13 protein-coding genes are annotated in these 11601 nt (G+C 61.8%); 2 read left to right on the top strand and 11 right to left on the bottom strand.

Annotated features, from left to right (window positions below):
- The coding region (locus WB528_RS13260; RefSeq protein ID WP_423888867.1) for a helix-turn-helix domain-containing protein at nucleotides 1–845 on the top strand (845 nt) is incomplete at its 5' end.
- 75 nt (nucleotides 846–920) lie between these two features.
- On the opposite strand, the gene WB528_RS13255 is transcribed toward WB528_RS13260, so the two are convergent.
- From WB528_RS13255 to flgB, 11 genes are all read right to left on the bottom strand, one after another.
- On the bottom strand, nucleotides 921–1292 hold the full coding sequence (locus tag WB528_RS13255) for a hypothetical protein (RefSeq protein ID WP_423888866.1): 372 nt from the start codon (nucleotides 1290–1292) through the stop codon (nucleotides 921–923).
- Nucleotides 1238–2611 carry an outer membrane protein gene (locus tag WB528_RS13250; protein ID WP_423888865.1) on the bottom strand — a complete coding sequence of 458 codons (1374 nt, stop codon included), beginning with the start codon at nucleotides 2609–2611 and terminating at the stop codon, nucleotides 1238–1240. The genes WB528_RS13255 and WB528_RS13250 overlap by 55 nt, the downstream gene beginning before the upstream one ends.
- 172 nt (nucleotides 2612–2783) lie before the next feature.
- Nucleotides 2784–3473: a lectin gene (locus WB528_RS13245; protein WP_423888864.1), complete on the bottom strand. Its 690-nt coding sequence runs from the start codon at nucleotides 3471–3473 to the stop codon at nucleotides 2784–2786.
- A 164-nt stretch (nucleotides 3474–3637) separates the two neighbouring features.
- On the bottom strand, nucleotides 3638–4582 hold the full coding sequence (locus tag WB528_RS13240; RefSeq protein ID WP_423888863.1) for a Tim44 domain-containing protein: 945 nt from the start codon (nucleotides 4580–4582) through the stop codon (nucleotides 3638–3640).
- A 153-nt stretch (nucleotides 4583–4735) separates the two neighbouring features.
- Entirely contained in the window at nucleotides 4736–7297 is a 2562-nt protein-coding gene (gene cckA / locus WB528_RS13235) for a cell cycle histidine kinase CckA (RefSeq protein ID WP_423888869.1), read from the bottom strand.
- A gap of 145 nt (nucleotides 7298–7442) precedes the next feature.
- On the bottom strand, nucleotides 7443–8522 hold the full coding sequence (flhB, locus tag WB528_RS13230; protein ID WP_423888862.1) for a flagellar biosynthesis protein FlhB: 1080 nt from the start codon (nucleotides 8520–8522) through the stop codon (nucleotides 7443–7445).
- Between the two features lie 12 nt (nucleotides 8523–8534).
- Entirely contained in the window at nucleotides 8535–9305 is a 771-nt protein-coding gene (fliR, locus tag WB528_RS13225; protein ID WP_423888861.1) for a flagellar biosynthetic protein FliR, read from the bottom strand.
- A gap of 80 nt (nucleotides 9306–9385) precedes the next feature.
- Nucleotides 9386–9649, bottom strand: coding sequence for a flagellar biosynthesis protein FliQ (gene fliQ, locus WB528_RS13220; protein WP_423888868.1), 264 nt, complete (start codon nucleotides 9647–9649; stop codon nucleotides 9386–9388).
- Between the two features lie 163 nt (nucleotides 9650–9812).
- Nucleotides 9813–10121 carry a flagellar hook-basal body complex protein FliE gene (gene fliE / locus WB528_RS13215; RefSeq protein ID WP_423888860.1) on the bottom strand — a complete coding sequence of 103 codons (309 nt, stop codon included), beginning with the start codon at nucleotides 10119–10121 and terminating at the stop codon, nucleotides 9813–9815.
- 16 nt (nucleotides 10122–10137) lie between these two features.
- Nucleotides 10138–10563, bottom strand: coding sequence for a flagellar basal body rod protein FlgC (gene flgC / locus WB528_RS13210; RefSeq protein ID WP_423888859.1), 426 nt, complete (start codon nucleotides 10561–10563; stop codon nucleotides 10138–10140).
- Between the two features lie 50 nt (nucleotides 10564–10613).
- Complete coding sequence (flgB, locus tag WB528_RS13205) at nucleotides 10614–11021, bottom strand: flagellar basal body rod protein FlgB (protein WP_423888858.1); 408 nt, start codon at nucleotides 11019–11021, stop codon at nucleotides 10614–10616.
- Nucleotides 11022–11378: 357 nt separating this feature from the next.
- Between flgB and WB528_RS13200 the strand changes: the two genes are divergently transcribed.
- Nucleotides 11379–11601: flagellar biosynthetic protein FliO (locus tag WB528_RS13200; protein WP_423888857.1), on the top strand; the 223-nt coding region annotated here is incomplete at its 3' end.

Raw genomic sequence — 11601 nt, 5'->3', positions numbered from 1 at the left:
GTCCCGACCGCGCTAATTTTCATGGCAGCATCCGTCACAGGCAGATCGGCCTGATTGGAATCTCGGATGTGCGAGCATCGGCAATGCGGGCGCATCGTACCAGAGCGACCATTTCTCATGCTCCGAGCGACGACCTGATCGTGGTCCTCCACGTCGACGGTACCTGTCATGCAGAGCAAAGGGCGATGGCGCTGAAATTGAGTTCGGGTGACGGTGCTATCGTCTCGGCGAGCGACTCTTACATTTTTGAATTTCCAGACCAGTTTCGCCAGGTCGTTCTCAAGCTGCCGAAGCATCTGTTGGCGGAAGAACGCATCGCCCCAAATTACCAGCGATCGATTTCACTGACCTCGGGTCCTTCGCGCCTCCTGGGTAAGCTCGCGCTTTCGTCACTCGACGATCCAACAGAAGTTTCGAATGATGAAGAGGTGGGAATAGAGCGTGCTTTTATCGAACTCCTCCGTCCGACGGCTACAGTCGTGCACGACGCTGCCTTGGATCATTATTCAGACGCCTGCCATTTCATACGGCGTCACCTAGCCGACCCGAACCTCAAGCCTGCCGCGATTGCTTCCGAACTTAAAATGTCCACGCGAAGCCTTGCCCGACTTTTCGCAAACCGCGGAACCACCATTGAACGTGCAATTTGGTCAGAAAGGCTAGCCGCCGCTCGGCGCGACTTGCTTGATCCGCGCCTGTACGACCATTCTGTCACCGCTATTGCCTTTTCCTGGGCATTTAGTGACGCGGCTCACTTTTCCCGAAGCTTTTCCAAAGCCTATGGGCGGCCACCAAGTGTTTATCGAGCTGAACACACAAGCTTACTCGCTCGTACAAAATCATAAATTGCGCAAGCGCATGGCGCGCAACGCGTCGCCAGTCTCTTAACCAAGGTTACGACAACCGCGGGCCGCGACTGGCTAAAGCTGTCCACCAAACTTGTACGACGCCTGGACGAAACCGCCGTAGCGCTCCGTACTCACCGGCAATCCCTGGCAGGGACACGGAGTGCCAAAGGCATTGGTGCTCGCGCTCGGCACCCACATGGCCCAATACCGGCCGCCGGCACCGAGGCTAAAGGCGTCGGAAAGCGCGTAGGACAGGATCGCCTCGATTTGCACGCCCTGGCCGGCGCCGGTTTCCGGCGAGAAGGTGTTCGAGACGTCGGTTCGCAGCAGATGATCGTCGGTGCCGCGAAACGCCACGTAAGGCAGATAGGCGGCATCCGCGGTCAGTTTCAGCCGGTCAGCAAGCGTACCGTTCCGTTCACGCCGATTCTGAGCGAGTACCATTTATCGTCTTCGGTGATGCCAAGCGTCGAGCTGGAAAGGGCCGGCACGCAATCGGAAAAGGGGTTGGCGATCTGGCTGCAGCCATAGGCTGACTTGTTCTCTTCGTAATAGTTGAATCCGATAAAACCGCCGACATTGGTGCTTCGCCCGCGAAACAGCGAATAGCCAACGTCGAACGTGCCATAGGCGAGATCTCCAGCGACACTCGACTGCGTGTTCGAATACGGTACCTCGGCATTGAAGGCCGCCCAGTCTTCATCGTGCATGGTGCCCGACAGAATCTTGCCGCCGCCGACAAATCCCTTCACGAAAATACTGGACGCCGTATCGATGCGGCCGAACAATTCTCCGGTCGCGGCAGTGGTGTCATAGGTCAGCCGCGACACCAGAAGGCCCGGCATGGTCTGGGACTGGGTTGTGCTGAGGTCTTTCTGGAAGCGGCCAGAGCTGTACCAGACGCGGCCGCCGACCTCGACTTCAGCCTCCGGAATAAAGAGCGTGTCGGTCGTCCCCCTCAGGTGATAATCGGACTCGGAGGGCTGCCATCGTGCATCGATGTCCTCGCCGAATTTGTAGTTCAGGCCGAGCTTGACGGTTTGCAGGCTCTGGCTGACGCTGGTCGTGCCGCCTGCTGTCGCCACGTAGCCGAAAGGCGATGGCGGCGCCACCTGGAAAAAGCTCGCCGGCGTCGCCATGCTGACGTCGCCGAAATTCGCATAGTCGTATTCCAGCCGGAGCGACCAGGCCGGAGTCAGTGCCCTCTCGATTCCGGCGCCAACCGTCCAGCCCCATCGCATGCCGTCGAGACTAGTCGTCGAGTAAGGAAGGGTGCCATTGGTCGTGATATCGATTCCTTCATCGAGCCAGGCCAGGCCGCCCTTGACGTACAGCAGCGCGCGTCCGGAATTGCCCGTTGCATAACCCAACCGGCCGGTGAAACTGCCGCCGGCGTCGGGCCTGACCCGGCAGTTCGCGGAAATGAAAAATCCCGATGAAGCGAAACAGGTGCCGCTGCCGTTGGCGCTGATCACATCGGCGTCGGCCTCGATGCCGAGTACGAAGGCGCTACTCGGAATTTGCCAGTTATAGCCGAGTTGTCCGCCGCCCGACGCCGTAGTGCTTCTGACGGTCCCGCCGTAAATCGGTGGACCCGCCGGATCGGAAAACGACGAATTGCCAAAGCCGGCGCCGATGTGGCCGCCGAGATAGAGGCCGGTCCATGACCACAGCACAGGCGGCGGCTGATAGACAACGGGCATGTCGGCCGCGACGACCGGAGATAACATCAACGCGAATGCCGCCGCCGAAACCACTCTCATCGGCACAACCCGAACTTGTTACCGGAACCAACCGCTAACCAAGATGGGTTGAAATGCTTAAAAAAGGCTGAGCATTGAGGATTGGATAACCCTGATTTTTAAGCGGCTATTAACGAGAGTTAAGCCGACCCCTCCACACAAGGGAGAGGTCGGAGAAACCCGCCAGCGTGGATCAGTTCGCCGCAAAACAATACAGCAGGCCGTCGCCGCCGGTGCTCTTCAGATCCGCCTGCGAGCATCCGCCGTCCGGCCCGCGCGAAGGATGCGAAGAGTTCCAGGATTTCGAGGCGTCATCGTCGCGCAAGCCGATGCGGTCGATATGACCGAGCATCGCCGCGCCTTGCGTAGAGCTCGTCCAGTTCTTGCAGGTACGATCGTCGCTGCCTGCGAAGGCGGTGCCATCCGGCTGCGAGCCCGTCAGCGCGTCGTGGCGGTTCGGCGTATCGCCGCGGCCGTTGATCACCTCGCCCTTTTCGCTCAGTGAAGTCTGCTTGCTGAGATTGTTGGAAGCGCTGTGCAGATCGGCCACGTCCTTGGCGACCACGACGCCTTTCGAATTCTGCCACGGTCCCTTGCCGATGCGATCGCGCGCATTCACCGCGGGCTTGCCGTCGGCAGCTTGCGTGGAAAGATAAGCGCGCCAGGTCTTGGCTCCTGCGCCCGCAGCCGCGGCGAGCGTCTGGCAGTGCTTGTCGGCGCCGTCGAGGCCGCCGAGGTCGGCTCCCTTGCCCGGTCCTGCCGACGTGACGAAGAACGTCATATTGGCGGATTGCGCCTGCGCCGGCTGGACGGCAAGGCTTGCGAACAAGGCCGCGGCCGAGACGAGGCCGGGATGCGAAATGTATCGGGTAGGTGTGGGCATTCAAAATCCTCCCATGCTTCTTGATTCAATGGCTGACGGCCTGGGGCCAATCAACAATGAGGCAACCCTCGCTGGGCAAAATTATTCCGCCTCGGCGACGCGCAAATGAAAGGCGCCGCGGCAACGACCGCAGCGCCCTCCAACATCAGCCTATTCGCATACCTTCAGGTCTGCTGGATCGCCGACAATTCCCAATTGCCGCCGCGGGGCCGCAGGAAGGTCCAAACCTCGGTGACTTCCTCCGGCTGCCCGTTGCCTTCGACCACGCGGCCCGTGGTGCGGTCGAGGTAGGTATCGATCAGCGAGTAGCGCATCGCAACGCTCGCATAGTCGGTATCGCCTTCGCGCCAGGCTTCGGCGAGATCGCCTTGCAGAAGCTTTGTGGCGGCAACCTTGTTGACGACATTGCGCGCCTTGTTCTGATCGAGGTCGCGGACGAAATACGACACCATCTCCGGCGTTGCCAGCGTATGAAGCCGCGCGACATCCTCGTTCGACCAGGCATCCTGGGTTTCACCGAGCAACCGCTCGAAGCTTTCATAGTCGGCGGGAAGAATCTGGACCGGCGCGCTGGCCGATCCCATGCCAAAACCCATCCCCGACCCGTAAGAGGCCTGGGCGCTGAGCGGCGAAGGCCCGCCCGCATAGGCTGTCTGACTCTCGTGACGGCGCTGCCACCACGACATCGCGAACCGCACCAGGAGCACAATCAAACCGATCTGCAACATCAGACCGATGATCGATGAAAATCCGCCGATGCCGCCGAACATTCCGCCGCCAAAAAGCATGCCGAGAAGGCCGGCGCCAAGGAACCCGGCTGCTAACCCGCCGAACAGGCCCATGCCCGGCCGATTGAAGAATCCACCGCCGGGGGTTCCGAGACCGGGGCTACCCGGCTGGGTGATGGTACGATTGAACGGCTGGGCTGCATTGGGCGCCGTCGAGGTCGACGGCGGCGCCGAAAACGTCCGCCCTCCGCGCGAGCCCGAACTGACGCCGCCGCCAATCCGCGCGTCGGCCGTCGAGGCCGCAACGACCAGCGGCAACGCAAGCGAAAGGATGACGGCAAACGCCTGCACGAAACCGAAAACACGTGGCCTGAAATTCATGACGATGTTCCTTAAAACCGCTTCTCCGTGGTCTTCACCAGGGGAAGCGCCCCCCATAGGTGGGAAGGGTCGCTCAAAAGAGAAGCCGCAGCGAGGGGGACGGACTGCGGCGCGGCGTCGCGGGCATCTATTGTCGCAGGGGCGGTATTAGCCTTATTGCGGTGTCATCGTCTCCTTTACCGCCGCCACCAGCTGGCTCAGCGTGAAGGGTTTCGGCAGGAAAGCGAATTGCTGGTTCGCGGGCAGGCTCTTCTCGAAGGCGTCTTCCGCATAACCCGACACGAAGATGATCTTCAGGTCGGGATTCTTGCCGCGCATGGTCTTGAGCAGCGTAGGACCGTCCATCTCCGGCATCACCACGTCGGAGACGACAAGATCGACCGCGCCGTTCTTTTCTTCCAGCGCTTCCATCGCCTCGACGCCGTTCGAGGCCTCGATCACGCTGTAGCCGCGCGAGCGCAGGCCCCGCGCGTTGAGCGAGCGCAGGCCCTCCTCGTCTTCGACCAGCAGGATCGTGCCCTGCCCGGTCAGATCGGTACGGGGTTTTGCTTCCGCGGAAGCCTCCCTGGCCGCGCCATTGGCGGCCGCGGGTTCGCTCGCCACCTCCGGTTCGGCATGATGCCGCGGCAGGAAGATGCGGAATGACGTTCCCCTGCCGGGTTCGGAATCCACATAGACGAAGCCGCCGGTTTGCTTGACGATGCCATACACCGTCGACAGCCCGAGACCGGTGCCCTTGCCGACTTCCTTGGTCGAGAAGAACGGCTCGAAGATCTTGTCGACGATTTCGGGCGGAATACCGGTGCCGGTGTCGATGATATCGATCCTGACATATTCGGCTGCCGGCATGCCCTTATAGGCAAGCTGCGTGGATTCTTCCGCCGTGACATTGACCGTCCGCACGGTGAGCTTGCCGCCATCGGGCATCGCGTCGCGCGCATTGACCGCGAGATTGACGACCACCTGTTCGAACTGCGAGACGTCGACCTTCACCGGCCACAGGTCGCGGCCGTGGATCAGGTCGAGCTTCACCTTCTCGCCGATCAGCCGGCGCAGCAGCATGGTGAGATCGGACAGTGCGTCGCCGAGATCGAGTACCTGCGGCCGCAGCGTCTGGCGGCGCGAGAACGCCAGGAGCTGGCGCACCAGCGTCGCCGCCCGCGTCGCGTTCTGCTTGATCTGCATGATATCCTGGAACGACGGATCGGTCGGCTTGTGCGCGTTCAGGAGGAAGTCGTTCGCCATCATGATCGCGGACAGCACGTTGTTGAAATCGTGCGCGATGCCGCCGGCGAGCTGGCCGACCATGTCCATCTTCTGCGACTGGTTGATCTGGTTTTCCAGCGCGCGGCGCTCGGTCGTCTCCAGCATGTAGACGATCGCGGCCTCGGCCTCGCGTTCGTCTTCTTCGACGGCGGTGACGAAGAACTGCCCCCAGCGTTCCTTGGTGCCGTCGAGCATGACCTCGACGGGCGCTATATCGCCCTGCCCCAGCGCCGCCTGGTTGATGGCTGCGACCAGAAGATGGCGGTCGCGCGCATTGACGGTGCTGAAAATCGATTTGTTGGCGGCGCCGTCGGTGCTCACGCCCTGCGCCAGTTTGGCGAAGCGTGCATTGGCGCGCACGATCGCGCCCGCGCGATCGACGGTCGCAATCGCCATCGGCGTATGGTCGAAGAACCGCATGAAGCGCACTTCCGCCGCCCGTTGCGGATCGGCGCGTTCGTCGCGCGCGCGGCTGATCACGAGCGTCCGCGAGGCGCCCGGGACGCCATCGGCGCCGAAAGCGAGCTTGTGATAGAGGCGCGCCGGCATGGTCTTGCCGGTCCGCATCCGCAGGTCGATGTCGAACACTTCGGTCGTGACCTCGCCCGGCGCGGGTGCAATCGAGGTGAGAAGCGCAGCCCCGTCACCGGACACGATGTCGGTCAGCTTCAACCCGCCCGATCCGATCTCCGCCAGGTCATAGTCAAGCCAGTTGGCGAGCGTCGCGTTGACATAGGCGACGTCGCCTGCCGCATTGACCGAGAAGAAACCGCATGGCGCGTGATCAAGATATTCGATCGCGTGCTGCAACTCTTTAAACACGTCCTCCTGACGCTCGCGGTCGCGGGTGATATCGGCGATCGACCACACCGCATATTTCACCTCGCGCTTGCCCTGGCCGAGCGGTCGGACCCGCATCCGGAGCCAGCGGCCGTGGCTGCCGTCGGTGCCGGCGAGACGGACCTCCTCCTGCTGGCGCTTGCCTTCGCGTGCGGCTTTCAGCAGCCGGAATACCGCTTCCGACACGTCGGGATTGCCGATGAAGACCCGCTCCACCGGGCGAACGTCTTGCGGGCTCGCAGCACCGGTGAGCGCGAGATAAGCCGAATTGAAATAGGCCACATGGCCGGAGGGGTCGGTGACGGCGATCCCGTCATAAGCGAGATCGGCGATGCGGCGGACGACGGGATCGTCGGTCGAACGGTCGGCAAAGCGAATGATGCCGGCTGCAAAGGCGAACAGATTGAACAGGCCGACCATCGCGAGCAGCGCCAGGAGGCCGAGAATATAAGGCTGGGCCTGCGCGCGGCCGATGGTGGTCAGCGCAACGGCGACCGCAACGATGGCGCCTGCCACCAAAAGCACCAGCACGATGCTGCCGCCCCGCCGCATCGGCTCCTGGGCGGCGGCCGGCTCTTGCGATGCGTAATGGTCGGGTTCGGCGGTCATTACCTTGGGAAAGTGGGCACGGGAATCGGACATGCCGAGGCATGCCCGCTCTTGAGTGCCTGAATCGGACCCGCCAAGGCAAGTCCATCCGGCGGTTATTTCGCAGACAACCCTGGAATCGGAGCTCCAGGAACCGGCCGCGGCATCATACCCGCCGCCGGCCGGAAACCCCGCGCTTGAGACCCATCACGTAGCCGATGATTTCGGCAACCGCGTGATAGTGTTCCACAGGTATCTCCTCGTCGATATCAACGGTGGCATAAAGGGCGCGGGCCAGCGGCACGTTCTCGACGACCGGGATATTGTGCTCGCCGGCAACCTCCCTGATCTTGAGCGCGATCCGGTCCGTGCCCTTGGCGACGCAGACCGGGGCCGCCATGCCGCGTTCGTAGGACAGGGCAACCGCGTAGTGGGTCGGGTTGGTAATGATCACGGAAGCCTTGGGCACCGCGGCCATCATGCGTTTCTTCATCCGCGCGTGCCGCAACTGCCTGATGCGGCCCTTGATGTGCGGATCTCCTTCGGACTGCTTGAACTCCTCTTTCATTTCCCGCAGCGACATCTTCTGCCGCTCGTACCATTGCCGGTACTGGAAGAAATAATCCGCGATCGCGACCACTGCGAGCATCGCCACCACCGCGCCCATCAGATGCAGCGCCATGGCAATGACCACGCCGAGCAAAGCCGACGGATCGAACCGCAGCATCGACTCCAGGCGGTGCCGCTCCGGCCACAGGATCATCGTCATCACGGAGCCCAGCGCCACCAGCTTGAAGATGCCCTTGGCGAAATTGGCTACCGCCTGCTTGCCGAAGATGCGCTTGGCGCCTTCCATCGGTGAGATCTTCGAGAGCTTGGGCTTGAGCGATTCGCCAGACCAGACCAGCCGGTGTTGCAGCACATTGGCGGCGATCGCCGCCAGCATCAGCATCAGGATCGGGACGCCGACGGCGGCAAGCACCGCGAATTCCAGATGTTTCGCCAGCATCATGAGACCCGGACCGTCGGTCCGGATCATCCACGAATTGGCGACGAGATTGCGCAGCGGCACCTGGATGCTGCCGATGGAACCGGAAAAGGTCGACAGAACAAGGGTCGCGCCCGCAATCATGAACCAGGTGTTGACCTCCTGGCTCTTGGCAACGTCGCCGCGCTCGAGTGCATCGTCCAAGCGTTTTTGTGTGGGGTCTTCCGAGCGTTCACCGCCGTCGTCTTCATCAGCCATGTCAAACGACCTTCACTTTAGCGGAATCAGCTCGTGCATCACGGCGATGAAGTAGTCGAGGAAGCTTCCCATCATGGCCGCCAGCACGACGCCAAAGATCAGGAATCCCGACAGGATCGACAGCGGTACGCCCACGAAATAGACCTGCATCTGCGGCATCAGCCGCGCCAGCACGCCAAGACCGACATTGAAGACCAGGCCGAAAACCAGAAACGGCGCAGACAGTTGCATGCCGATCTTGAAGGCTGCGGAGAACGCGCGGGTGGCGAGCGCGGCCACATCGCCAGCCGGCATCACCTCGCCCGGCATAAAGATCGAATAGCTGTCGTTCAGCGCGGCAATCACCAGATAATGACTGTCGGTCGCAAACAGCATGGTGATGCCAAGCAGCGTGAGGAAATTTCCGATCAGCACGCCCTGTTGACCCTGCGTCGGGTCGATCGAGGTGACGAAACCCAGGCCGAGTTGCTGGGCGATCACCGCGCCCGCGACCTGAAGTGCTGCCAACGTCACCCGCGCGGTCGCTCCGAGCACGATGCCAATCAGGATTTCGTAGACCATCATCACCAGCAGCGCGGCCATCGAGTTGAGGTCGATGTGGTAGTCGGCGCGGTGCAGCGGGAGAATGATCAGCGTCAACAGCAGCGCGATCGCAAGCTTGATGCGGACCGGAATATTGGTTTCGCCCAATCCCGGCAACAGCATCACCATGGCGCCGATGCGGGCGAACACCAGCATGAAGGCGGCCGCCAGTACCGGCAGAAGCGAGATATCGATGCGCATACGCCGAGTGTTCCGGCTCCACGAGAAAGCGCGGCGACGACTTGGCGAAGATCAAATCCACCGCGCTGCCCATATTGCCATCAGCCGCCTATGATTCGCGACGATATCCGCATCATATGGGCGTGTAGCTCGTCGGCCATGAACGGCAGCGCCAACAGTAATGTGACGAAAATCGCGAGAATCTTCGGCACGAAGATCAGCGTCTGTTCCTGGATCTGGGTCAAAGCCTGGAACAGCGACACCACGACGCCGACGACGAGGCCGACCACCATCAATGGTGAGGACACCACGACGATGGTCCAGATTGCATCTCGCGCCACGTCGAGGGTTTCAGCACCGGTCATTTTCGCACTCACTTCCCTGTTTTCCTCGTGGTGAGGAGCCCCCGGCGGGCTTGCGCCGTCCGGTGCTCGTCGCTGGACGATGCTTCGCATCGCCAGGTGAACCTTGAGGCCGTAATCCATCATCCTTCGAGACGCCGGCTTTGCCGGCTCCTCAGGACGAGGGTCAAATCGTCATCTTCATGATGTCTTCGTAGGCTGCGATGACCTTGTCGCGCACCGACACCAGCGTCGAGACCGCCACGTCGGTTTCAGCCACCGCCGTCACGACATCCATGACATTGGCCTTGCCGGACGCCATCGCGACCGTCTGCGCATCGGACTTGCGCCCGGTATCGAGCACACCCCCGATCGCGTCCTTGAGCACCTCGCCGAACGACGGTCCGGTCGAATCGGCGCCCTTGGCGGCGCCGCCGGTGTCCAGGATGCGGGCGGCGGAAGCATAGGCATTGGCGGCGACTGCGGGTGAAGCCATTGTTTAAGCCTTCCTGTCAGGTCTTGAGAATATCGAGCGTGCGTTGGATCATGCGGCGTGTGGCGCTGATGATGTTGAGGTTGGCCTCATAGGATCGCTGCGCCTCGCGCATGTCAGTCATTTCGATCATCGGATTGACGTTCGGATATTTGACGTAGCCGGTGGCGTCCGCGGCCGGATTGGTGGGCTCGTATTTAAGGTGAAACGCCGATTGATCGGATCTGATCCTGCCGAGCGTCACCACCTTCGCGTCGAGCGCGCGGTCGAGCGCAGAAGAGAAGGTCGGCACCTTGCGGCGGTACGGGTCGCCGCCCGCGGTCGACGCCGTCGAATCGGCGTTGGCGATATTTTCCGAGATCACCCGCATGCGGCCGGACTGCGCGCGCAGGCCCGACGTCGCGATGCCCATTGAGCGGACGAAATCATTCGCATCGCTTGCCATGATGCATTTCCCCTTTGTTTAACCGGCGCTTCCGCTACGGGTCATGCGGCTCAACCCTTGCCGATCGCAGTTTTGAGAAGGTGCAGGCTCTTGCTGTAGAGCGAGGTCACCGCCGCATAGTCCATCTGGTTGGCGGAAACCTTGAGCATTTCGTCTTCGAGGCTGACAGAATTGCCCGCGGGCCGCGTCAGAAATCCCGCCCGGCCATTCTGGGCGAAGGTCGGATCGCCGCCGTCAGGCGCGATATGGCTTGCGCTGGTGCGCGTCATCGGCAGCGATGCGGCTCCGCCGCCGACCGCGCCGCTACCGGTTTCGAACTTCGGTTCGACCAGATCGCGCGGTTTGAAATTTGGCGTATTGGAATTGGATACGTTTTCGGCCAGCACGTGCTGGCGTTCCTGATGCCACTGCATCTTCGTTCGCAGGATCGACAGGGTCGGAAGATCGTTGATAGCCATCGCCGCGCTCCCCCTCGGCCGGCGGCCCGAATGCCGCTCAAGGTAGGCAGAATTTGCCGCGCGTATGGTTAACGGCTGGTTAAAATTGCCGATCGTGCGAGATCGGTCCATTTGGGCCGCCAAGCGGAAGAGATTTCATATCCGCGGTGCTCGCCGATCGATTTGAGCGCAATTTCGCCACGAATGCTGCGTTAACCAGCGAATTCACCGGCATCGCGAGAAGTCGTTTTGGCCCTGCCGATTCATGGGTTATTAAGATTGCGGGCGCGGCAGCTTTTGCCGCGGGACATTAACTGGGGCCACACTTTAAATTGAGCGTCGTGAGGTTGCTTGGACCTCCCTCGCCGGGGACAGAGCATGCAGGCACTTACGTTCATCATCATGTTTGTGGCGGTCCTGGCGCTGATTGGCGTCGTGGCCTGGCTGATCCGCCGATTCGCCTCCAACCGGCTCGGAACCAACACCAATCGCGGAAGGATGCCCCGCCTGGCCGTGATCGATGCTGCCGCCGTGGATGGACGCCGCCGCCTCGTGCTGGTACGGCGCGACAACGTCGAGCATCTCTTGATGATTGGCGGGC

Source organism: Bradyrhizobium sp. (genome assembly GCF_049586575.1).
Lineage (GTDB): Bacteria > Pseudomonadota > Alphaproteobacteria > Rhizobiales > Xanthobacteraceae > Bradyrhizobium.
This window is presented reverse-complemented; position numbering and strand designations above follow the sequence as displayed.